The organism is Sediminibacillus albus, assembly GCF_900101125.1.
Lineage (GTDB): Bacteria > Bacillota > Bacilli > Bacillales > Amphibacillaceae > Sediminibacillus > Sediminibacillus albus.
In genome coordinates this window covers 220813-242526 of record NZ_FNFL01000004.1, presented here as the reverse complement: position 1 = coordinate 242526, position 21714 = coordinate 220813, and the positions used below count along the sequence as shown (strand labels likewise).

The 21714-nt window shown below is 42.8% G+C and carries 22 protein-coding genes and 13 tRNA genes; 3 read left to right on the top strand and 32 right to left on the bottom strand.

The window, feature by feature from the left end:
- Nucleotides 1-62: 62 nt before the first annotated feature.
- The 14 genes from BLR93_RS12970 to BLR93_RS12905 form a co-directional block, all read right to left on the bottom strand.
- A tRNA-Ala gene (locus BLR93_RS12970) sits at nt 63-138 on the bottom strand.
- Nucleotides 139-146: 8 nt separating this feature from the next.
- Nucleotides 147-223 (bottom strand) — tRNA-Ile (locus tag BLR93_RS12965).
- Between the two features lie 8 nt (nt 224-231).
- Nucleotides 232-305, bottom strand: a tRNA-Gly gene (locus BLR93_RS12960).
- Between the two features lie 139 nt (nt 306-444).
- Nucleotides 445-521: transfer RNA gene (locus BLR93_RS12955), tRNA-Pro, on the bottom strand.
- Nucleotides 522-525: 4 nt separating this feature from the next.
- A tRNA-Arg gene (locus BLR93_RS12950) sits at nt 526-602 on the bottom strand.
- A 58-nt stretch (nt 603-660) separates the two neighbouring features.
- Nucleotides 661-746, bottom strand: a tRNA-Leu gene (locus BLR93_RS12945).
- A gap of 53 nt (nt 747-799) precedes the next feature.
- Nucleotides 800-880, bottom strand: a tRNA-Leu gene (locus tag BLR93_RS12940).
- Between the two features lie 119 nt (nt 881-999).
- A tRNA-Lys gene (locus tag BLR93_RS12935) sits at nt 1000-1072 on the bottom strand.
- Between the two features lie 434 nt (nt 1073-1506).
- Nucleotides 1507-1581 (bottom strand) — tRNA-Gln (locus BLR93_RS12930).
- A 5-nt stretch (nt 1582-1586) separates the two neighbouring features.
- A tRNA-Asp gene (locus BLR93_RS12925) sits at nt 1587-1663 on the bottom strand.
- A 23-nt stretch (nt 1664-1686) separates the two neighbouring features.
- Nucleotides 1687-1758: transfer RNA gene (locus tag BLR93_RS12920), tRNA-Glu, on the bottom strand.
- A gap of 9 nt (nt 1759-1767) precedes the next feature.
- Nucleotides 1768-1858, bottom strand: a tRNA-Ser gene (locus BLR93_RS12915).
- A gap of 2 nt (nt 1859-1860) precedes the next feature.
- Nucleotides 1861-1935, bottom strand: a tRNA-Asn gene (locus BLR93_RS12910).
- A 234-nt stretch (nt 1936-2169) separates the two neighbouring features.
- On the bottom strand, nt 2170-2625 hold the full coding sequence (locus tag BLR93_RS12905; protein WP_093215283.1) for a SprT family protein: 456 nt from the start codon (nt 2623-2625) through the stop codon (nt 2170-2172).
- Nucleotides 2626-2721: 96 nt separating this feature from the next.
- On the opposite strand from BLR93_RS12905, the gene cmpA reads away from it, so the two are divergent.
- Nucleotides 2722-2847: a cortex morphogenetic protein CmpA gene (cmpA, locus tag BLR93_RS12900; protein WP_093215281.1), complete on the top strand. Its 126-nt coding sequence runs from the start codon at nt 2722-2724 to the stop codon at nt 2845-2847.
- Between the two features lie 37 nt (nt 2848-2884).
- On the opposite strand, the gene BLR93_RS12895 is transcribed toward cmpA, so the two are convergent.
- The 15 genes from BLR93_RS12895 to acpS all read right to left on the bottom strand — a co-directional run bounded on the left by BLR93_RS12895 (nt 2885) and on the right by acpS (nt 15693).
- Nucleotides 2885-5053, bottom strand: coding sequence for a Tex family protein (locus BLR93_RS12895; RefSeq protein ID WP_093215278.1), 2169 nt, complete (start codon nt 5051-5053; stop codon nt 2885-2887).
- Nucleotides 5054-5328: 275 nt separating this feature from the next.
- Nucleotides 5329-5937 (bottom strand): SpoIIE family protein phosphatase, encoded by a 609-nt coding sequence (locus BLR93_RS12890; protein ID WP_245690147.1) that lies wholly within the window; start codon nt 5935-5937, stop codon nt 5329-5331.
- Nucleotides 5937-6725: an RNA polymerase sigma factor SigB gene (gene sigB / locus BLR93_RS12885; protein ID WP_093215276.1), complete on the bottom strand. Its 789-nt coding sequence runs from the start codon at nt 6723-6725 to the stop codon at nt 5937-5939. Before sigB ends, BLR93_RS12890 begins: the two co-directional genes overlap by 1 nt.
- Complete coding sequence (gene rsbW, locus BLR93_RS12880) at nt 6697-7173, bottom strand: anti-sigma B factor RsbW (RefSeq protein WP_093215270.1); 477 nt, start codon at nt 7171-7173, stop codon at nt 6697-6699. The genes sigB and rsbW overlap by 29 nt, the downstream gene beginning before the upstream one ends.
- Nucleotide 7174: 1 nt before the next feature.
- Nucleotides 7175-7504, bottom strand: coding sequence for an anti-sigma factor antagonist (locus BLR93_RS12875; protein WP_093215266.1), 330 nt, complete (start codon nt 7502-7504; stop codon nt 7175-7177).
- A gap of 63 nt (nt 7505-7567) precedes the next feature.
- Nucleotides 7568-8578, bottom strand: coding sequence for a PP2C family protein-serine/threonine phosphatase (locus tag BLR93_RS12870; protein ID WP_093215263.1), 1011 nt, complete (start codon nt 8576-8578; stop codon nt 7568-7570).
- A 12-nt stretch (nt 8579-8590) separates the two neighbouring features.
- A complete protein-coding gene (locus BLR93_RS12865) occupies nt 8591-8992 on the bottom strand; it encodes an anti-sigma regulatory factor (protein WP_093215261.1) in 402 nt (133 codons plus the stop codon).
- Nucleotides 8993-8994: 2 nt separating this feature from the next.
- On the bottom strand, nt 8995-9351 hold the full coding sequence (locus tag BLR93_RS12860) for an STAS domain-containing protein (RefSeq protein ID WP_093215258.1): 357 nt from the start codon (nt 9349-9351) through the stop codon (nt 8995-8997).
- Nucleotides 9352-9359: 8 nt separating this feature from the next.
- Nucleotides 9360-10232, bottom strand: a complete 873-nt coding sequence (locus tag BLR93_RS12855) for an RsbT co-antagonist protein RsbRA (RefSeq protein WP_093215256.1) — start codon at nt 10230-10232, stop codon at nt 9360-9362.
- Nucleotides 10233-10480: 248 nt separating this feature from the next.
- Nucleotides 10481-10831: a type II toxin-antitoxin system PemK/MazF family toxin gene (locus tag BLR93_RS12850; RefSeq protein ID WP_093215321.1), complete on the bottom strand. Its 351-nt coding sequence runs from the start codon at nt 10829-10831 to the stop codon at nt 10481-10483.
- A gap of 4 nt (nt 10832-10835) precedes the next feature.
- Complete coding sequence (locus tag BLR93_RS12845; protein ID WP_026571355.1) at nt 10836-11117, bottom strand: CopG family ribbon-helix-helix protein; 282 nt, start codon at nt 11115-11117, stop codon at nt 10836-10838.
- 157 nt (nt 11118-11274) lie between these two features.
- A complete protein-coding gene (gene alr, locus BLR93_RS12840) occupies nt 11275-12489 on the bottom strand; it encodes an alanine racemase (RefSeq protein WP_093215253.1) in 1215 nt (404 codons plus the stop codon).
- Nucleotides 12490-12607: 118 nt separating this feature from the next.
- Nucleotides 12608-13630, bottom strand: coding sequence for a LolA family protein (locus BLR93_RS12835; protein ID WP_093215250.1), 1023 nt, complete (start codon nt 13628-13630; stop codon nt 12608-12610).
- Nucleotides 13631-13686: 56 nt separating this feature from the next.
- Complete coding sequence (locus tag BLR93_RS12830; RefSeq protein ID WP_093215247.1) at nt 13687-15201, bottom strand: NAD(P)H-hydrate dehydratase; 1515 nt, start codon at nt 15199-15201, stop codon at nt 13687-13689.
- A gap of 135 nt (nt 15202-15336) precedes the next feature.
- The gene (acpS, locus tag BLR93_RS12825; protein ID WP_093215244.1) at nt 15337-15693 is read right to left on the bottom strand and encodes a holo-ACP synthase; all 357 of its coding nucleotides are present in this window, start codon (nt 15691-15693) and stop codon (nt 15337-15339) included.
- Nucleotides 15694-15902: 209 nt separating this feature from the next.
- On the opposite strand from acpS, the gene BLR93_RS12820 reads away from it, so the two are divergent.
- Nucleotides 15903-16658, top strand: coding sequence for a rhomboid family intramembrane serine protease (locus BLR93_RS12820; protein ID WP_093215242.1), 756 nt, complete (start codon nt 15903-15905; stop codon nt 16656-16658).
- A 51-nt stretch (nt 16659-16709) separates the two neighbouring features.
- Here BLR93_RS12820 and BLR93_RS12815 read toward each other — a convergent pair whose 3' ends face one another.
- The 3 genes from BLR93_RS12815 to cshA all read right to left on the bottom strand — a co-directional run bounded on the left by BLR93_RS12815 (nt 16710) and on the right by cshA (nt 20333).
- Nucleotides 16710-18161, bottom strand: a complete 1452-nt coding sequence (locus tag BLR93_RS12815; protein ID WP_175559350.1) for a PH domain-containing protein — start codon at nt 18159-18161, stop codon at nt 16710-16712.
- Nucleotides 18154-18588 carry a PH domain-containing protein gene (locus tag BLR93_RS12810; RefSeq protein ID WP_425440947.1) on the bottom strand — a complete coding sequence of 145 codons (435 nt, stop codon included), beginning with the start codon at nt 18586-18588 and terminating at the stop codon, nt 18154-18156. The genes BLR93_RS12815 and BLR93_RS12810 overlap by 8 nt, the downstream gene beginning before the upstream one ends.
- 260 nt (nt 18589-18848) lie before the next feature.
- Entirely contained in the window at nt 18849-20333 is a 1485-nt protein-coding gene (gene cshA, locus BLR93_RS12805) for a degradosome RNA helicase CshA (RefSeq protein ID WP_093215234.1), read from the bottom strand.
- Between the two features lie 417 nt (nt 20334-20750).
- On the opposite strand from cshA, the gene BLR93_RS12800 reads away from it, so the two are divergent.
- Nucleotides 20751-21671: a DMT family transporter gene (locus BLR93_RS12800; RefSeq protein WP_093215232.1), complete on the top strand. Its 921-nt coding sequence runs from the start codon at nt 20751-20753 to the stop codon at nt 21669-21671.
- The last annotated feature ends 43 nt before the right edge of the window (nt 21672-21714 follow it).

Here is a 21714-nt window from a genome sequence, read left to right as displayed (position 1 = left end):
AAAAACTAGCTTGTTTCTTACTTGACATACTGGTTGTTTTGTTCAGTTTTCAAAGATCAAAATGGTGGAGCCTAGCGGGATCGAACCGCTGACCTCCTGCGTGCAAGGCAGGCGCTCTCCCAGCTGAGCTAAGGCCCCAAATTGGATGGTGGGCCTGAGTGGACTCGAACCACCGACCTCACGCTTATCAGGCGTGCGCTCTAACCAGCTGAGCTACAGGCCCCTTTTTTTTGGAGCGGGTGAAGGGAATCGAACCCTCATCATCAGCTTGGAAGGCTGAGGTTTTACCACTAAACTACACCCGCATTTTAATAAGAATTTCATTGATTTACGCTCTTTATTAGTTACTGTGCCTGTATCTTCTTGATTATTCAAGGTAGTTTATGCTTTGGCACAAATCGTTGTTCATTATCTTATTTATCATTCTATTAACAAAGGTGTTGCTGGTCGGGAAGACAGGATTTGAACCTGCGACCCCTTGGTCCCAAACCAAGTGCTCTACCAAGCTGAGCTACTTCCCGTATATGGTGCGCCCGAGAGGAGTCGAACCCCTAACCTCTTGATCCGTAGTCAAACGCTCTATCCAATTGAGCTACGGGCGCTTTATTAAAGCGACATCTTTTAATGTAACACACTCCTAAAAGAATGTCAATATTTTTTTGGTGCGGTCGAGAGGACTTGAACCTCCACGGGGTCGCCCCCACTAGGCCCTCAACCTAGCGCGTCTGCCATTCCGCCACGACCGCTTATTGCAAAAAAATAAAATGCCGTGCAGAGCCACAGCAGTAGACAAGAATGATGCGGGTGGAGGGACTTGAACCCCCACGTCGAAGACACTAGATCCTAAGTCTAGCGCGTCTGCCAATTCCGCCACACCCGCAAATATGTTATTGATGAGCCATGGAGGATCCCGACGCCGCAGGCTAGTCCTTGCTTCTTTACGTTACTAAGTAAAGCAAGGGGAACCGTGGGTGAGAATCCCTACCACTACATCTTTGATGAGCCATGGAGGATTCGAACCTCCGACCCTCTGATTAAAAGTCAGATGCTCTACCAACTGAGCTAATGGCTCATGATTAAATGAGAAAGAGTTATTTCATCTAGTTAAGTGCTTAACCAAATATATGAGTGAAGCAGTTTCTTCTGTGCTCGTCACGTTGATAGGTAGTTCGGCGTTGCTTACGCTCCTCGCAAAACCTCTCAGGATGTTCATTCGATGAGGCTTACGTTTCTCTACCAACTGAGCTAATGGCTCTTGATTAAATGAGAAAAAGTTATTTTATCTAGTTAAGTGCTTATCCTATTACATGAGTGAAGCAGTTTCTTCTGTGCTCGTCACGTTGATAGGTAATTCGGCGTTGCTTACGCTCCTCGCAAAACCTCTCAGGAAGTTCATTCGATGAAGCTTACGGTTTCTCTACCAACTGAGCTAATGGCTCTTGATTAAATGAGAAAAAGTTATTCTATCTAAAACCTCAACACTCACACACCATTTAAAGAAGAAAATGGCTGGGCTAGCTGGATTCGAACCAGCGAATCACGGGATCAAAACCCGATGCCTTACCGCTTGGCTATAGCCCAAAAAGTGGCGGTCCGGACGGGACTCGAACCCGCGACCTCCTGCGTGACAGGCAGGCATTCTAACCAACTGAACTACCGGACCGGACGTGCTATTGTATTTAAAAGTGACCCGTACGGGATTCGAACCCGTGTTACCGCCGTGAAAGGGCGGTGTCTTAACCACTTGACCAACGGGCCATAATAAAATGGCGGAGAAGGAGGGATTTGAACCCTCGCGCCGCTTGCGCGACCTACACCCTTAGCAGGGGCGCCTCTTCAGCCACTTGAGTACTTCTCCACTGGCTCCAACGGTAGGATTCGAACCTACGACCGATCGGTTAACAGCCGATTGCTCTACCACTGAGCTACGTTGGAATAATGATATCGTCTTTGCTGTAGAAACAACAACAGCGACGTTAAGTATAATAAACTATTTTAACTAGTTTGTCAAACACTTTTTGAAGTTTTTCTTTTCAAGAGGAGACAAAACAAAAAAGAAAAAACGGAGAAAACTTTGTTTTTTCAAGGCTTATTTAATTTAACACGGAAGACATAATTCGTCAATGGTTTTCTTTTCTTTTTTAGCCTTCAAGGTTATCCTCTGATATATCACTGCTTTATTAACTTTCCCCTGCACTTACCACATCTATACCTTTTTGTATCTACTCTTCTCGATCTTGTATACACATGGCTGCAGTCTTTACATATATACCGGTGCTTCTGTTGTTTCTGCTTCATGGAAGGTAACGCTTGGCAGAACCGTGGTGACCCTGTTTTCTTAAGCAGTTCTCTAAATTCCGGATCACGGTGTTTATATCCTTTACCTTCTATATGCAAATGATAATGGCATAACTCATGTTTGATAATTCCTATAAACTCTTCTTCACCTAACTCGCCGGGAAATTTAGGGTTCAGCTCAATCGTTCTCTTGGAGGGTATATATCTTCCTCCTGTTGTCCGCAGCCTGTTGTTAAACTGCACTTCATCCGTGAAAGGTTTATGAAAATATTCTAATGATAATTCGTTCACAAGTTTCTTAAGGCTGTTTTGGTCGATTACTTCCATGTTGTTGTCACACCTTTTTGATCGTTTGCATAGTTTAAATTAACTTGATTTCTGTCGGCTTTCCATACTTGATTTTTGTTTAGGGGGATAGTTCAGATGCCTAATTGGTTTAAAAAGCAAATGACAGAAGCCTTCCTTTCCAAAGACTTATACCAAATTAAAGTGCTGAATCAATGCTGGTTCTTTTATAGGAAGAAAAATTCAGCTACTGTAAAACAGTAGGATACAATGAAAGGGTTGCGAGTGCAACCCTTTGTTTTTATTCCTTAACCATCGTCAATGCAATTCGCTGTTTTGCTACATCGACATTATCTATCCATACTGTCACAACATCACCAACAGCTGCAATATCTGTTGGATGTTTGACAAATTGATTGGACATCTTGGATATGTGGACCAATCCATCCTGCTTTACGCCAATATCCACGAAGACGCCAAAATCGACTACATTTCTTACCGTCCCCTGTAATTCCATGCCTGGTTTTAAATCCTCCATGGCTATGACGTTTTGTTTTAACAGTGGTTGTGGTAAATCGTCGCGCGGATCTCTTTCCGGACTGGCCAAGGCCTTCATAATATCCTCAAGAGTCGGTAAACCAACGCCTAACGTTTCAGCCGTTTCCTTCAAGTCAATCGACTTTAATTCTTGTTGTAACTGCTCGGAACCTAAATCGCTTGTAGTAAAGCCTAACTTTTTTAACAGCGCCTTAACGGCCTGATAGCTCTCTGGATGAATCGAAGTTCGATCAAGCGGTTCATCTCCATCAATGACTCGAAGAAAGCCAATGCTTTGCTCGTAGGTTTTGTTTCCTAAGCGAGGAATCTTCTTTAACTGACTTCTATTGGTAAACTTACCTGACTCATTTCGCTGTTTAATAACATTATTAGCTACCGTCTTGCTTAAACCTGATACATATTGCAGCAAAGAGGTGGATGCCGTATTCACATTTACACCTACTTGGTTTACGGCGGTTTCGACTACAAATGTCAATGACTCATTCAGGCTTTTCTGGCTGACATCGTGCTGATACTGGCCAACACCTATCGATTTAGGATCGATTTTTACGAGTTCAGCTAGCGGATCCTGGACTCTTCTGGCAATGGAGACAGCACTTCTTTCTTCTACCTGCAGCTCAGGAAACTCTTCCCTCGCCAGCGCAGAGGCAGAATAAACACTCGCACCAGCCTCATTTACAATCATATAAGCAATGTTCAACTGGTGTTCACTGATAAAGTCGGCGATAAACTGCTCTGTTTCTCTGGATGCTGTCCCGTTTCCGATTGCCATCAGCTCTATTGGGTATTGGTTCATTAACGATAGCAACACTTGCTCCGCACCTTTTTTATCTTTCTTAGGCGCAGTCGGATAGATAACATTTACAGCGTGTACTTTTCCTGTTTCGTCAATAACTGCCAACTTACAGCCTGTTCGAAACGCCGGATCAATCCCAAGAACCACCCTACCTTTTAACGGAGGCTGAAGAAGCAGGTTTTTTAAGTTAGTCGAAAAAATGTCGATTGCCTGCTGTTCCGCAGTCTCCGACAGGCTGTTTCTGATCTCGCGCTCGATGGACGGCTGGATGAGCCGCTTATAGCTGTCTTCAATTGCCTGCTGCCAAAATGCTGTTAATTCCTGGCTATCCTTGTCCTTTGATAACCTTTTGTTTAAATAAGAAATGATTTGTTCAATCGGCGGATGGACGGAAACTTTGATAACATCCTCTTTTTCGCCTCGGTTAAGAGCAAGTACTCGGTGGGCGACGATGGACCTGACAGGTTCTTCATAATCGTAATACATTTCAAAGACACCTTTTTCATCCTTGTCCTTATTCTTGGCATCACCTCGTATCGATCCTGCCTTAAACGTCTTATCCCTTATGTATTGCCGGTAATGAGGCTCATCTGCAATCCACTCAGCAATAATATCATTGACCCCTGCCAGCACATCTTCTTCCGTTAACAGTTCATATTCTTCAGAAAGATAGGAACCAGCCTCTTGGCTGAGGTTATTTATTTCATGGGTCCAAACCAATTGAGCAAGCGGCTCCAGTCCTTTTTCCTTAGCTACTGTTGCCCTTGTTCTTCTTTTTTGTTTATAAGGCCGATAAAGGTCTTCTACCCTTTGTAATTGAGTGGCCTCTTCGATGTCGCTCTTCAATTCCGGGGTAAGCTTTCCTTGTTCATCAATCAGCCGAATGACTTCTTGTTTTCGATCTGCCAGATTTTGCGCATAGGCCCACTTGTCCTCTATCGATTTGATCTGGACTTCATCTAATCCGCCTGTTTGTTCTTTACGGTACCTGGCTATGAAAGGAACGGTATTCCCCTCTTCCAGCAAGGAGATTACTTGCTTAATCGGCGCGGAAGAGACCTTCGTCTCGTCTGCAACCCATCGAATTAATTGATCACGGTTAATTGTTTCACTCAAAATTAACTTCCTCCTTACTACTTCCTACTATTTAATTGTACCAAACCAACCATGCTTTCCCAAGTAACATTCCAACAGCGCATTGGAACAGGCAGTATTGCGGCTGCCATAATCTAAAAAAATAGATAAGCCAGTCGTAGAAGCTCCCTTCCTGCAATAAGAAAGGGATCAGCTTTAAGGCCGATCCCTTCCCGTGTAGATGTTGCACACATTCTGCTATCCAGCGATAAAACAAAAACTCCCATCCGCTAAGATAAGAGTCTGCACTTCGCTAGTTATGGCTTATTACGCGAATACTTCATTGCGATTAAAGTGGTATCATCATTCTTATTTTCCCCTACAAGTGAGGAATATGTTTCCGTAATTCTATCCACATCTTTCCCTAAAAAGTATTTGGCAGACAGGTCCATTGCATTTACTCCATCTGAGAACATGATAAAGATCATACCAGGATCCATTTTTCCTTCAAACACTTTGAATGGACGCCGATATCCGCCTAAATAACCGGAGTTCGGGATACTCCGCTTTTTCTCCTGGTCGTCCGTAATCGTCATGATGCCGATATTGCCAATCGAACTGAACGAGTATGAATCATTTAGGAAGTTTATTTTCAATACTCCCAAAACCACTCCACGCTTCCCTACGAGACGCTCATTGCAAATCTTGATCAGTTGTTCTACATCTGCATGGATATTCTCTTCCACTACATCCATAACAGCTTGCGAGGACTCTTTAGCATGTTCTCCACTGCCTAGACCGTCAGCCAGGGCGCAAATAAATTCATTATCCGTCTCTTGATAATAGTAACTATCACCACAGTAATAATTCCCTTTTTTTGCTTCTTGATAAACGGCAACCCGCATGTTTTTGTCAAATTCAGCCACTAGAAAACCTCCGAGCCTTCCGATTGTAACGCTTCTCTTAGTTTTCTTAACGCCCGTCTTTGCAGTCTTGATACATGCATCTGGGATATACCGAGCATTTCACCGGTATCTTTCTGGCTCATATTCTCGAAGTAGGTGTACTTAAGAATTTCCTGCTCCCTTTCACTTAAAATTGGCAGGATTTTCTCTAATAACATACGTTGATCGACATTTTCATAACCATCATCCTGGTTACCGATCAAGTCGAGAATCGACACTGTACTTCCATCGGAATCCGCTTCGATTTTACGATCGACGGAAAGAGCTTTGTAACTTTTCCCCATTTCCATGGTTTCCAGCACATCTTCTTCACTGACTTCCAAGTAAGCGGCTATTTCGGTAACAGAAGGTGATTCCTGATTGTCTGAAGTCAATTCTTCAATTGCTTTTTTTATTTTCGGCCCCAGCTCTTTAATTCTCCTGGGTACATGGACACTCCATGTTTTATCACGGATAAACCGTTTAATTTCACCAATAATTGTCGGTATTGCAAATGATTCAAAGGATTTACCAAATTCAGGGTCATATCTGCGAATGGCTGCTAACAACCCAAGCATCCCGACTTGAACTAAATCCTCATGTATTGAGCTATTCTTCGAATACTTGCGAGCTATTGACTCTACAAGATCCTGGTAGGCTAATACAATTTTTTCCTGGATTTCTTCGTCCGTGGGATTTTCCTGCAGATGCTTTATCCATTGGTAAACCTCATCCTCACGTCTATTGTGTGGTTGAGATTTGGTCGTCATCTAATCCCACCTTATTTTCCTGGAGAAACTTTGTCATCAACACAATAACTCCATGGTCACTGGTTATCTCGACTTTATCCATTAAAGCATCAATCAAAAACAGGCCAAAACCACCTTCACGCAAATTTTCAATAGGTTCGGATTGTTCATAAGGACCTATATCTGCTTTTACTTTACCAAGGTCAAAGCTTCCGCCATGGTCTGCTACCATAACCTCCAATCGATCAGTGTACACACCGAAACCAACTGTCACTTCTCCATCTTCAGCGTCATCATAAGCATGCGTTACCGCATTCGTCATAGCTTCCGAAATCGCTACTTTCAAGTCTTCAATATCTTCATAATTGAACCCCATTCGATTCGCGACACCAGAAGTACTTAACCTTACTACACCTACATAATCTGATTTAGCAGGAACTTTAATTTCTATGAAGTCAAAAGGTTCCATATTAAGATCCACCCCGTACTGTAGAGTCAATATTTATAATATCCGTTAAACCGGTAATTTCAAACAAACGTAATACTCTATCTTGTAATTGTACAAGCTTCAGCTCGCTGTTATTCTCTTTTGTTGATTTCAACGCACTAACAAAAACTCCAAGACCCGTGCTGTCCATGTAGCTGACATTTTCCAGGTTAACCTCGACTATGTTGCCCGCTTGTTTAGTCAAAGGAAGCAATGCTTCTTTTAATTTAGGAGCGGTAAATGCATCAATCTCACCAGCCAGTGCGACAACCGCTACCGACTCTTTGTCTACTACATTAATATCTAAATTCATGGTTATCCTCCTACTTCAGATAATATTCACTCAATAAAGGATATTACCCTAAACAGATCCCCATCAAACTTGCTTACGTAAAATTATCAAAGTAAAATCATCCCTTAAATGGAAATCCTGGAGACGTTCGAAATGTTTATATACCTGGTCAACCAGTTGCTGTGCAGGAAGATGCATATACGTCTTGATCACATCAAGCACTTCTTCCGATTCGATGAAGCGGTCTCCCTGCCTGCACTCTGTCACACCGTCTGTCAGCAGGATAATCATGTCTTCAGGATGGATCGTTTTCTCATACTGTTGATATTCCGTGTCCCGGGTAACTCCTAACACAATTCCTCTAGCTTCAATTTCTTCAAACTTATCTTCCCTCGCGTTGTAATAAAACCCTGGCTCATGTCCAGCCGAAGAGTAATAAAACTTACTTGTTTCAGGCTTGTACAAGCCGTAAAACATCGTAATAAACATACTCGGATCGACATTTCGCTCTACAACCCTGTTCAGGCTCTCAAGGATGGTACAAGGATCCATTCTGTTTTCCGGAAAGCTGTCCATGGAATATTTAATCATCGACATAGCTAATGCTGCAGGAATCCCTTTTCCTATCACATCTGCTATAGCGATTCCCAAGGTATTTTGATTGTTTTGCACAAAATGATGGTAGTCACCATTCATTTGGTTGGCAGGGACGCTGATCGCTCCAATATCCAAACCTTCCACTTCCGGTTTCACAGTGGTAAGAAGGGTTTGCTGCATATTCGCAGCCACGGATATCTCCGACTTCAACGCTAATTGTTTCTCGCGTAAAGATTGAAATTCCTGGTAGGCCAAGCCATAGGAAATCATCGCTTCCAGCAGGAAGTTCATCGAGGATTCGATTCCTTCAGGCAAGTCCGGATATAAATCCTGTAATGCTTGGATATGAACGTTGATTATTTCTTCAGGGGAAATGTTTTGCTGCATTGACAGCTTACTAAACTGTTCAGCCTGATAAAGCGCAGTTTCATCCTGTGTACGTATATATTGCTTTAATAAATCACGGTAATTACTTAAATCAAGGTTCAAAGTACTCATGTATTACCCCCCTCAACGAACCCATTTTACAGCTCTTATCTCTGTCCCTTTTTCCTGTTCGGAAACTATATCAAAATCATCCATCAGCCGCTTCACACCAGGCAACCCCGCGCCTAGACCACCGGAAGTTGAATACCCATCTTCCATTACCTTGCTGATTTCCGCGATTCCGGGACCATTATCTATTGCTATAATGCATATTCCTTTGTGGTCTATCTCTTCTATGGTTTCAAAACAGATCTTCCCAGTGCCGGCATATAAATAAATATTACGTGCTAATTCAGATATAGCCGTAGCAATTCGCGCCTGGTCAACTGTTCCGAACCCTATTTTTCTGGCGAAGTCCCGTCCGATTTGACGAGCGCCAACTATATCCCACTCTTTATTAATATTAACGCAGGATTGGAATTCCATGTTCACTCCTCCAATTCCTGACGCAATTTAATCAAGCCCTGTTCTAAATCTAAGGCGGTCGGTACGTCTTGAAGGTGGATGCCTAAATCAATCAGCGTCATGGCAACTGCTGGCTGGATACCAGTCAATACAACTTTTGCCCCCATAAGATCTGACATTGTCACTACATCACCAAGAACTTTAGCAATAAACGAATCAATAATATCAACAGAAGTTAAATCAATGACTACACCTGTTGCACCGCTCTTATGAATTTTACTTAAAAGATCTTCCTGAAATTGTATAGCACTTTGATCATCCAAGTCTATTTGGATGGAAATCAATAAATAATTGTGTAGCTTTAAAATCGGTATCCTCATGAGCCCGCTCACTCCCTATCCAGAGAATCTACTAGTTTTTCAATATCGTCGTCGTGATTGCTCTTCGTACTGACTATCTTTCTGTTGGTCAACTCCAGTGCTGACTGGAACCCTTTTCTCAATGAACTTTTGGTCGGGAATTTTCCTAAGTCAATGCCCAAATTAACAATTGTCTGGGCAATCTCCGGACGAATCCCTACCAATATACAAGTAGAACCGATCAAACGAACAGCCTCTGCTGCCTGAATGATGTGATGGGCCACCATCGTATCCACTACAGGTACCCCAGTGATGTCAATCAGGACCACTTCTGCATTATGCTTAATAACCCCATCCAGTAAATTTTCCATGATTAATTTGGCACGCTCTGTATCAATCGTACCGATCAAAGGCATCACGGTAATATTTTCCATCACTGGTATTAATGGTGCAGATAGTTCCTGCAATGCCACTCTTTGTAAAGAAACAATGTGTTCCCAGCTCCCAGAGTACTCATTGACCAATTGATTGATGATAGGATCTACCCATTTATCAACAGCTTGAAGCACTTGGGAAAAGTAGTTCGAATCTACCTGATCCAGTTCACTTAATATAAAATCAATTGTTACCCTGCGGAAGGCCTGTAATCCATCAGTCAAATAGCTTAATGGCCATCCGAGATTTACCAATCTTTCGGAAAAGTCGTCTAATTCTGTGGTTATACCTTGTTTTTCGACACTAGCAAAAATCACATTGACAAACTCCCTGTTAGTGCTCTCAAACAACTCGTCGGAAATGGTCGATGTGTAATCGGTTTGTCTGCTTTTCGACACTTCTTCCAGCCACATGTGCACGATTGTGTCGCTGTTTTCTACTACAAGTTCCTTTAATTTTCTATCCATTCAACTACCCCCTGCCAAATCTCCCTATAATCGATATTCCTATTGTCACATGTTTAGGTCCGGCGCGCAAACTATTTGATATATTTTGACACCGTTATAGAAATTGTTATTCCCAGCCATACAGCGCTTTTAATGACGCCATCCAGCATTTACCTCTGCATACGTGCTGCATGCTTTAAGCACAAAAAAGCCCAAGTCTGCATTCTTAAGACATTGGGCACGTTGTTGACATATAATTGTTCTGTTGTTTAAAAATCAGTCAAACCTAGACTTATTTCCAAAGCTTTATTGATATTTTCCATCATGTTTTTATCCAGATGAGTAATTTTATCCGTAAGACGCTGTTTGTCTATTGTTCGAATCTGTTCCAACAGAATGACAGAGTCGCGTTCAAATCCATACTTTTTTGCATCAATTTCAACGTGCGTTGGCAGTTTTGCCTTTTGTATCTGCGCGGTAATGGCTGCAACGATAACCGTAGGGCTAAAACGGTTACCTATATCATTTTGCAAAACCAATACTGGACGAACGCCCCCCTGCTCAGAACCCACTACAGGGGAAAGATCGGCGAAATAAACTTCGCCTCTTTTTACAATCAACCCCTTACACCCCACTCACTAAGCGCTCTAGGGTGTTTTCGGCCTCCTCTTCAGCTTGAAAAGCCTCTGAAGCGATGTTGAGGTTGATTTTGGCCATTTCCATATAGCCTCTTTGCATAGATTCACGGATATGACGTTTTTTCTTTTCACGCAAATACGATTTTGTTGCCTGACAAATAAAGTCGCTCAGATCACTATTCTCAGTTTCCATTAAACCATCCACCTCGCTAAGTAGGTTTTTTGGTAGTCTCACAATTATCTCTTGTAAGCTCTCTGACACAACCATACACCTCCACCATATCTACAAGCCCAGTCTTTTTTAATCCATTCTAATCATATCATTGTATAAACTGCATTGCAAAGGCATTCGGGAACTTTTTATAAAAAATAATTTCCACAAGTTAACGGTTATAATAGTTATCTATTTACATAAGCATCGATTCTCATGCATCACTACGGTTATCATTAGAATCCTTCCGGTGATTTGGGGGGTAACCTTCGGTCTGCAGCAATGGGTTGCTGACTTTTTTGACCTCTCCGTTCTCCTTATAAACCCTTGGTACGCGATGGCCTATCGTACAGGGAACCTCATAGTTGATCGTCTCCAAATAGTCGGCTACTTCGTCCATTGTAATGTTATCAGCAGCTTGTCTGCCAATAATCGTCACCTGGGTCCCAACCGGATAATGCCCATCAAGCCGTACCATGAATTGGTCCATACATATCCGGCCGACAATTGGAAACCGCTTCCCCTCGACAAGCACTTCCTTTCCCTGCAGCTTTCTAATCAATCCATCTGCATAACCGAGTGGAACAGTTCCAATCCACTCTTCCCCGCTGGTTGTATAAGTCGAACCATAACTGATTGATTCGCCAGCTGGCAGTTTTTTAATATGGATCAGTTTGCTGTGAAGGGAGAATGCCTGTTTTAACGGAATAGGTTTTTCTTCTTTTACTTGCGATGATGGATACAGGCCATACATACTTATTCCATATCTTACATAATGGGCCATTTTATCCGGAAACCTCATACTGGCAGCACTGTTTCCCGTATGGATTAGCACTGGCTTATCCCACCTTTGCCTGAACGCTGCAAGCAGCCTGTCAAACCTGTCCTGCTGCTGTTCAAAATAACGCAAATCCTGTTCGTCAGCCGTAGCAAAGTGCGTATATAACCCTTCCAGTACCAAACGATCGTCCGTTAATTCGCCCAAGATTTCTTCTAGCTCATCCACCTGCCGGATACCGATGCGGCCCATCCCGGTATCCCATTTCATATGCAATTTAAGCTTACCTGGCAAACCGGCTTGTTTTACGGTTCTTAGCCACTCCCTTTGATAAAAGGTGATAGAAATATCATAATCCGCTGCCACGGGAGCATCCTCCGGCCGTATTCTCCCCATAACTAGAATCGGGGCTTTTATTCCGTTATTTCTAAGCTTGACTGCTTCATCAAGTAAAGATACCGCCAATCTGTCGGCGCCTGATTGTAATGCTTTTTCAGCAACCTCCACATCTCCGTGTCCATAGGCATTGGCTTTAACTACAGCAAAGATATTCGTTTTATTTGAAAGGCGTTGCCGTAATTGACGGATATTATATGCGACGTTGTCTAAGTTGACTTCCACCCATGAATCCCGGTAAAAATTCTGTGGCAAAATAAGCTCTCCAATCAATATTTTCTTCTATATTATCAGAAACGGACACGGAAAGCATGCGAAATAAAGCCGAAAAAAAATAAAGCAGACCCTAATGCGGAGCCTGCCTGCTAAAACATTATTTGACTTCTTCTCCTGTTACAGATACAGAGCTTGCAACCTCAATCAGCTCTGCTTTTGTTAAGTCTTCACTGGCTAAATAATAAGAATTTCCGTTATGATGCCATTCCAATGCCGCTTCTGTTAAAGCTCCCATGGTAAATCCCAGGTTGACCATCTCACCGTTGACTTGCTCAGGAACTAAAGCACTTGCAGGGAATGCATCTGCTTTCTCTTGGACCAGTGTGAAATTTTTCTCTCCTGCGAAGGTTAAGATCACCCGTTTTCCGTTCTCAGTGTCTACTTCTTTCTTTTCAATCAACTCAGCGCCCGCTCTCTCTAACGGGTAAAAGACTTCTAATTCACTGTTGGTTTCTTCCTCTGCCATTACCGGGATACCAAGCGTTCCGCTAGTCATGTTTTTCTCGATTTCAAAGGTGTCGGAGGCAAATTCCGGATCTAGTTCAAAGGAAGAGAATTGAACCTCTACCAAAGGGTTTTTATCTTTATCGAGTACCTTGACCATTACAGGTGTATAGGCTTTTTTGTCAAAATAGATTTGCTGGTAAGGCAGGTTATTATTATTTTGGTAGTTTGTCTTTGTTTCAAATACATAATAATTTTCCGTTGCCTTAAAATCCGCTTCTTTATCTTCGATTATATCTTTGACTAATGACTGGTATAAATATGGCTGGCTGCTGTTATTCGGCCATTCGCTTTGGAACTTAAAACTTTTATTCAAAGCCGGTGTCAGCACAAAAACTCCATCTTCGTTCTTAAGAATGATCTGGCTGCCTTTTTCATCTTGTTCATTCTTTAAAAGCACCCGATAAAAATCCTTCTTCTTGTGGGAAACTTCAATGTCATACGTTTGGCTTTCTTCTCCAGTCTGCAGGCTCATGCTTGCTTCTACTTTATAGCCGTTCATTTTTTCTAAATTCCCCGCTAATTTATCTGCAACATCCTCTTTCGACTTTTCACCACAAGCAGCCAAGACCAGGACCAATAATAAAATGACCCCTAAGCCGAATTTTTTTCTCATTGTCACAACTCCTTTGTCTCATTTCAAAGGACAAAGGGAACGCACAAGTCAAAAAATCAAGAAAATGCACGAAATACGGAAGCCAATCCATCAATCACATCATGCGCTAACAAGTCCTGCTGGGAGTGATCCTTGGCAATCTGCTGATCGGCGGACATACCATGGATATAACACCCATTTGATAATGCGGCCTGCATCGTCTGGTTTTGCATCATCATGGCCAGTAATATGCCGGATAACGCATCTCCGCTTCCTCCCTTGGCAAGTCCAGCGTTACCTGAAGTATTTACCCATTGATTCCCCTCCGGATCAGTAACAATGGTAATCGCACCCTTCAATACCAGGTAAACGTTGTAATTGATAGCAAACTGCTTTGCTATTGAAAATGGCTGCTGCGTGATTTCCTGGACAGAGAAACCTGTCAGCATTGCCATTTCGCCCGGATGAGGAGTTAAAACTGTGGGATACCGGCGTTTTTGCAGCAAGGCTAGATGACGCTTCACATGATGAAGTCCGTCTGCATCGATTAAAACAGGCACTTCTGCCCGGGTAATCAAATTCCTGGTAAACTGGGCGGTTGTCTCTTCCCTGCCCATTCCCATGCCGACAGCCACTGCATCATAACCAGAAGTGTTTAGTTCCTGATTGGAAATTTTCCCGGCAGCTTCAGCCAGCGATACATATGTCGCTTCAGAGCAATGAGCGGAAATGACTGGAATATTCTGGGGTAATGTACCTGCGGTAATCAATCCAGCTCCCGCCCGTAACGCGGCCCTAGTCGTCAATGCAATAGAGCCCGGCATCTCAAGTGATCCTCCGATAAGCAAACCTTTGCCATGGCTGCCCTTGTGGGAAAATTTGTTTCTGTTTGGCAAGCTGGATTTCGTTTCTGTGTTTCCCCAAGTTAACCGGATAGCAGCGTGCTGAAATGCTTGAGGCGGAATGCCGATTTTCACAACTTCCCATTGGCCGTAAAAAGGAAGTGCTGACACAATAAAAGCCGTTTGTTTTGGCTGCTCGATGATAATCGTGTAATCAGCGATAACCCCTTCTACATCCGCTGTGCCTTCATCCGCAGGAACACCGCTTGGAATGTCTATCGAGATAGTAAAGACGTCTGTGCCATTAAGGATTTGAACTGCCTGATTAAACGGTTCCCGCAAAGGAAGCTTGGTACCAATACCAAGCATCGCATCAATTACAATGTCAACTTCCTTCAATGCTGCTTCAAGCTTACCAGGCGACTCCCACCGTTCAATTGCCCCCTCAGTGTTTTCATACAACAACTTATGGTATGCTGCATCCCCTGTGATTTTTTCGTCTGGAACCAGCTGCAGGACAGAAACCCTGTAACCATTGATCAGCAAATTCCGGGCAATGACAAACCCATCACCGCCATTGCTTCCTCCCCCAGCCATCACAAGGATTCTCTTTTCTTTTCCAGCCCGTTCTTCCACTTTCGCAGCTGCAGCTCTGCCGGCATTCTCCATGAGCAGCTTGCCTTCCATTCCTGTTTTTTCGATGGCATAACAATCAGCTTCGTACATTTCTTTTGCGGTGACAATATGCACAATGTTCCCTCCTACCCGCACTAAAATATTATGAGACAACCCATGCGATTATGCAGACTAGCCTGACAAGCTCTAGAAAACATCTTAATCAAGGAAGTTTTATACAGCTGCCCGACAGTTAGGATACACTGCCGTTCAAGCTTCTATCACTACTTGTGCTACGGCATAATCCTGACTATGCGATATAGATAGAAATACTTTATACTGCGGCAACTGCTCCACCTTTATTTTCGGAGCTCCTTTTTCATCAGCAATAATTTCAATGTCCTGAAAACTTAACTTTCCCAGTCCGGTGCCCAGAGCCTTTGCATATGCTTCTTTGGCAGCAAACCTCCCTGCGAGGAATTCCACCTGTCTGGCATCTGATTTCAACCGAAAAAAAACTTCCTGTTCCTTTTCTGTTAGTACACGTTTCACCAAACGCCGATTACCGTCGATGCTTTTTTTCATCCGTTCCAGTTCTATGATATCTATTCCTATTCCCAAAATCATTGAAACCCAACCTTCACGTAAACTATTTATATTCAGTATAACCTTAGGTTAACGCATTCTCTATTTCCTTTCCCGGATTTCTTCATTCCATGGACAAGAAAAATATATTAACCCTCCTGTAAGCAGGAGAAATACACTATGTTTGTGAATATCTATAAATGTAAAGTATTATACATATTAAGAACAATACTAGCAAAAGGGGAAGTCATATGTTTATCAGAAATGAAAGCTTTAAAGATTTTATCCGGTTTTATCCTGTAGTGAGCACCCTTGTCGCTATCCAACTAATTGTTTGGCTATTAGTCATTCTTGGACCTGGAAGAGCTCTGTTCCAAATGGGGGCAGGTGTAAATATATTTATCGAAAATGGTGAATATTGGAGACTGGTTACTCCGATTTTTCTACATGATCCAAACGGAGTAATGCACGTTCTGTTCAATTCATTTTCTTTAGTATTGTTCGGACCAGCCCTGGAACAAATGACAGGGAAAGTAAGGTTTCTGCTAATTTATTTCTTAACCGGCATCATCGGCAACTTCTTCACCTTCATTGTCGAACCTTCCGCTTACTATGTACACGTTGGAGCCTCCGGGGCTATTTACGGCCTTTTCGGCGTTTATATGTATATGGTGTTTTTCCGAAAACGATTAATTGATCCGGGCAATGCACAAATCATTACAGTCATTATTGTTATCGGGATTATCATGACCTTCCTCCGTCCAGGAATTAATATTCTGGGGCATTTATTTGGATTTATCGCCGGGCTTGCACTGGCACCAATTTTCCTGCGAAATGTTCAGCCATTTTCACTATGGCGCAACAGGAAGGCAAACGATGGCAATATATCGTTTGATCCAAACCGTTGGAACAAACGGCGTCTCCCCTGGAAAAAATACATTGTTCCGTTACTTTGGATCTTTATCGGCCTATTGGTGATCCTCGGTCTTATCGGCAGGCTTTTCTAATAAAAAAAGAGTTACCCGAAGGCATAACGCCTGCAAGGTAACTCTTCTTTTTTATTTTTCCTGGAAAGAATACCAGCCATGTAACTCATCAGCTTCAGCCGCTTCCATATCCTTTACCCGAAACCTTTTTCCGAGTCCACTATGCGAAGCGATCGAGAAGTAACTTGTTTTTAAAGATTTCCTCCATTGGAACCAATGCTCAGAGGAAGACATCGACTGGATCCTGTTTTTCTTCGTTACGATCGTTTCCCTGCTCAAGCCCCGGTTCCGAAAATATAATTGATTTCTTTGCACCGCAAAACCAGCATCTTTATAACGGAGAAAACCGAGAGCACTTGCCGCAGCCAATACTATAAGGGCGGTCCAGCTGTACATTGGAAAGAAATAAATCAAAGGAATGGCAACTAGCAGGACAGGAGCAGCGGCCCGCAATATAAATCTGCGCGCAGATCGCCTCGGCAGTCCCCGCCAATTTTGCTCATACTGGAAGTCAGGCAAAAATTGACCAATAAAGCCTGGGATTTCACTCGTTTTTAATAAAGGGAATAAGGCAATCGAAAAATCATCATTCTTGTCTGCCGCTCCGCCTGCAACCTCCGCATAGACTGCTGCATAGCCGAATGGCTGCCTGAATATATTTTCCTGAATACGAATGCCTTGAATTCTTTTCAACGGGATGGTCACCTGTTTTTTCTCTAATAATCCACGGGTGATAAATATCTCGTCCTCACGCTTGTAGATGGTGAAATAGCTGTAGCGGAGAAACGTACCTGCAATCGCCATTAGCCATAATACGAGACAAATGATTAAAACGAGAACAATAATGACCATTATACTTAAATGTACTGCCCAATTATATATTCCCTTAAGAAACCCCTCCGGCACCATCTGATTAAACTGTGACCCCACTAAAGCGAATAAGGATAAAAATACACCAATACCGCCAGAAGTAGTAGCAGCAAATAGTAAACGGGGGAACTTGATTTTTTCGGCAGGTACATCTGGATGTTCAGGTGACTGAACCTGGTTCATTCCTTCCTGCGGCTCCCCTGTCGTATCTTTTAAGCCTTTAAGGATATCTCTTAATTGTTCACCATCGTTTCTTGTTACAGCTTTCAAGCCTGCTTCAGCTGCATTATCACTGCCAGCCGTCTGTACTTCAACCCTTACCAGGCCAAAAAGCCTGTGAATGATGCCGGCAGTCAAATCAATCGATTGGATTCTATTTTTCGAGATATAACGCTTTTTCCTAATCAGCAGTCCATATTCTATCCTTAATTCCTCTTCTTCCACTCGATACGTAAATCGATACCAGGATAAAAAACTGAAAGCGATCATCCCTGCTACTATTAGCGCTGCGGCTAACATCCAAATCCAGGAGCTTGCGCTAATATTGCGGACAAATGCAAAGGAACCAATAAGCAATGGAATGATAAAGTCCTTTATAAGCCTTATAAAATTAAAAATAGTGGTCGCCGGATGCATACGTCTCGGTTCAGACATCATCTTCATCCACCCTGGCCAGCCGTGATATCCGGTCTCTCAATTCTGATGCTTCTTCCTCCAGCAAGGCAGGAATTTCATGAGTGGTTGCAGCCGTCGACACCGTTACTGTCGCCAGCTTGAAGTGCTTCAATATCGGCCCCTGCTTTGTGTCCACATGCTGGACACGGATCATCGGCACTAGCGTACGCTGAACGATAAAGATACCATGCTGAACATCTATTTCCTGTTCAAATACTTCATATCTCCACCTTCTCCACTTTATCGCAGGAATTAAAAATACCGATAGATATGTAGCGGTTGCCATTACTGCCCAACCGATAAGGACTGTCCATAAAGGGACAGAAAACCGACCCGCCATAAAGGTTAAACCGATAAGCACCAGCCAAAATACAGTAATAGGTATAAGAGCTGAAATCTTCCACACCTTGACAGCGTCCTTTGCGATAAAATTTTTGGGAGGTTGCCGCATTTATAGTCACCAGCCTTTCTAGATAACAAACGTTCTTCTAAAATAGTATCATACTCTTCCCCTATACGTACGGAATCATTCAGGTAACGGTTTCACTTTTCGCTAAATCCACGCCGCTCCAACCTCCTGATAAGGTAGATGCATTACGCTTGTACGAATGGTTTTTTAAACAGAAAAAAGCCCCCTTCATTGTTAGAGGGGGCTGGAAAACTTTATTAATAGTTTTGGCTGCCACGGTTTCCCGTGTTTGAATTCCGTTTGTTTTGGAACTTGCGGTTACGGGAAGGTTTGCCGGATGGCTTGCCTTTTCTCGAGAAGTTCCGCTTATTGTCATTGCTTCTATATTTTTTCTTATTCTTGTCTTTATAAGCTTGCTTAACGCTGACGGGTGCTATTGATGTCAGGTTAACCGGAGCATTGCGCCGCTCTTTTGTCAACATTTTCAATGCTGCCGATACTACGGTTACTGAATCATGCTGCTCCAGTAATTCGTTAGCAGTCTCACGGTATGACTGCAAGTCTTTGCTGTCAATCGTTGACTTCAACTTGTCGACGGTGATTTGCTGTTGGCCGCGCAACGCTTCGTCCATCGAAGGTGCTTGCAGGCGTTTGATCTTTCCTTTTGTAACCTTTTCAATCAGGTGCAAATGCGGGACTTCCCTTGGTGTAATGAAAGATACCGCTTCTCCGCCCTTACCTGCTCTCCCTGTCCGGCCGATTCTGTGGACATAGCTTTCAGGATCCTGCGGAACGTCAAAGTTATAAACATGCGTTACACCGGAAATATCCAGTCCTCTTGCCGCAACATCTGTTGCTACCAGGATTTCAATGCGTCCAGCTTTAAATTTATTCAATACAGACATCCGTTTGCCCTGGGTAAGGTCGCCATGGATACCTTCTGCACGGAATCCGCGTGCTTGCAGCCCTTCTGTTACTTCATCGACACGTTTTTTTGTTCTTCCGAAAATAATGGCTAGATCCGGTACATGGACATCAAGCAAATTAGTTAACGTATCAAACTTTTGTTTTTCATGTACTTCCACGAAAAATTGATCAATGTTTTCTACTGTCATTTCTTTTGCCTTCACTCGGACTTCTTCCGGTTTTTTCATCAGTGTAGTTGCAATGTCTCTGATTTCTTTCGGCATTGTAGCAGAGAACAACAATGTCTGCCTTTGTTCAGGAATGGACTTAAGAATATCACGGATATCCTCAATAAAGCCCATGTTAAGCATTTCATCTGCTTCATCCAATACAGCTGTATGGACATTGCTGATATTAATGGTCTTTCTGCGGATATGGTCAAGCAAACGGCCCGGAGTCGCAACCACGATATGCGGACCTTCCCGCAATGCCCGAATCTGGCGTTCCATATGCTGTCCGCCATAGACAGGAAGCGTTCTTACCCCTTTAAACCGGCCAAGCCTGTTGATTTCTTCGCCTACTTGAATAGCTAATTCTCTTGTTGGCGCAACTACCAATCCTTGGATTCGTTTAAGATCTTGTTCGATTTTCTCAATCATCGGAATACCAAAAGCAGCTGTCTTACCTGTTCCTGTCTGCGCTTGTCCGATGACATCATTTCCTTGCATAGCTAGCGGAATTGTCTCAGCTTGAATTGGCGTAGCCTCTTCAAACCCCATTTTTTCTAAAGCCTTCATTATCGGGTTAGATATGTCTAACGATTTAAAAGTTGTCACTATTTTTTTCCTACTCCTTTAACAAAATTCTCATATTCTGCACGTGTACAGCACGTTTTGAGAACTTGTCTTCTGAGCCGATCCTCATGCTTCTAAACAGCTCTTAGAAACTTCTTATTATATACAAACTTACGTTAATGTCGAATCGACTTCTGCAATGCAAGTTCCACATTCATCCCACGCGATTAAAAACTAAGCACTTTGCCCAGTCCTTGTTACACTTTGCTCTTTGAAATAGCTTCTGCTTCAAATGAAAAAGCCTTTCCCTGCTCGCGCACGGAGAGACCTTATAGCAAGCATTCAATGGATTAATAAATCTTACCACACTCTATGATGTAATTCTACCTGTATTAAAAATGATTTTCAAATAAATGAGTGTTAGAATGTAAAAAAACATTTACTATAAGGAGAAGCTTCATGAATAAAACACCGGTTCAACCATACATCGCCATTGCTGTAGGAGTCGTCTCCGTATCTACCGCAGCTATCTTCGTAAAGCTGTCTGATAGTGCTCCCGCTTCGATCATAGCTAATTACCGATTATTGCTTGCTGTTTTGTTAATGGCTCCTTACGTGCTTGTCAAACACCGAAAGGAATTAATACAGATTGACAAAAAAGATTGGTGTTTCTCTGCCCTAGCAGGTATTTTTCTCGCCTTCCACTTTATTCTCTGGTTTGAATCATTAAATTATACATCGGTTGCCAGTTCTGTAGTTCTTGTAACCCTCCAACCGATATTTGCTTTCCTCGGAACATACTTCTTTTTTAAAGAAAGGTTTTCTGCGGGTGCCTTAATTAGCATGGTGATTGCAATCATAGGTAGCGTGATTATCGGGTGGGGTGATTTACAAGTCAGCGGCATGGCCCTGCTAGGGGACATGCTTGCCCTTTCAGGTGCTGTAATGGTTACTGGCTATCTTTTGCTCGGCCAGAGTGTACGCAAGAGACTTTCCTTGATGGCCTACACGTTTGTAGTATATGGAGTCAGCTCCCTTACCTTAATTATTTATAATCTTCTCCTCCAACAGTCGTTTACTGGCTACCCATTAAATGATTGGTTGATTTTTCTAGCTTTAGCAATCATTCCTACCTTCTTTGGACATACACTGTTCAATTGGGCGATTAAATGGGTCAGCACTTCTACCATTTCGATGAGCATCATTTTTGAACCGGTAGGAGCTTCCATTTTAGCTTATCTTGTATTGGGGGAACAGATTACCTGGACACAATGGCTTGGGGGGACCATTGTCATTTTCGGCTTGTTCTTGTTTATTGTAAGCACCTCAGGCAGAAAATCCAGACTGACGCTTTCCCGCCAAACAAAGGACAAGCGGTGATCAAATTTTTTCTTCTACTCAGTACCCAATCATTATAAACTTA

Bases quoted from the DNA above. Each gene is read 5' to 3' on its own strand.
- BLR93_RS12905 (WP_093215283.1), bottom strand. From the start codon at position 2,625: ATGGAAGTAATCGACCAAAACAGCCTTAAGAAACTTGTGAACGAATTA.
- cmpA (WP_093215281.1), top strand. From the start codon at position 2,722: ATGCCTAATTGGTTTAAAAAGCAAATGACAGAAGCCTTCCTTTCCAAA.
- sigB (WP_093215276.1), bottom strand. From the start codon at position 6,725: ATGACGACCAAATCTCAACCACACAATAGACGTGAGGATGAGGTTTAC.
- rsbW (WP_093215270.1), bottom strand. From the start codon at position 7,173: ATGGAACCTTTTGACTTCATAGAAATTAAAGTTCCTGCTAAATCAGAT.
- BLR93_RS12875 (WP_093215266.1), bottom strand. From the start codon at position 7,504: ATGAATTTAGATATTAATGTAGTAGACAAAGAGTCGGTAGCGGTTGTC.
- BLR93_RS12870 (WP_093215263.1), bottom strand. From the start codon at position 8,578: ATGAGTACTTTGAACCTTGATTTAAGTAATTACCGTGATTTATTAAAG.
- BLR93_RS12865 (WP_093215261.1), bottom strand. From the start codon at position 8,992: ATGGAATTCCAATCCTGCGTTAATATTAATAAAGAGTGGGATATAGTT.
- BLR93_RS12860 (WP_093215258.1), bottom strand. From the start codon at position 9,351: ATGAGGATACCGATTTTAAAGCTACACAATTATTTATTGATTTCCATC.
- BLR93_RS12855 (WP_093215256.1), bottom strand. From the start codon at position 10,232: ATGGATAGAAAATTAAAGGAACTTGTAGTAGAAAACAGCGACACAATC.
- BLR93_RS12845 (WP_026571355.1), bottom strand. From the start codon at position 11,117: ATGGTTGTGTCAGAGAGCTTACAAGAGATAATTGTGAGACTACCAAAA.
- BLR93_RS12835 (WP_093215250.1), bottom strand. From the start codon at position 13,630: ATGAGAAAAAAATTCGGCTTAGGGGTCATTTTATTATTGGTCCTGGTC.
- acpS (WP_093215244.1), bottom strand. From the start codon at position 15,693: ATGATTTTGGGAATAGGAATAGATATCATAGAACTGGAACGGATGAAA.
- BLR93_RS12820 (WP_093215242.1), top strand. From the start codon at position 15,903: ATGTTTATCAGAAATGAAAGCTTTAAAGATTTTATCCGGTTTTATCCT.
- BLR93_RS12815 (WP_175559350.1), bottom strand. From the start codon at position 18,161: ATGTCTGAACCGAGACGTATGCATCCGGCGACCACTATTTTTAATTTT.
- BLR93_RS12800 (WP_093215232.1), top strand. From the start codon at position 20,751: ATGAATAAAACACCGGTTCAACCATACATCGCCATTGCTGTAGGAGTC.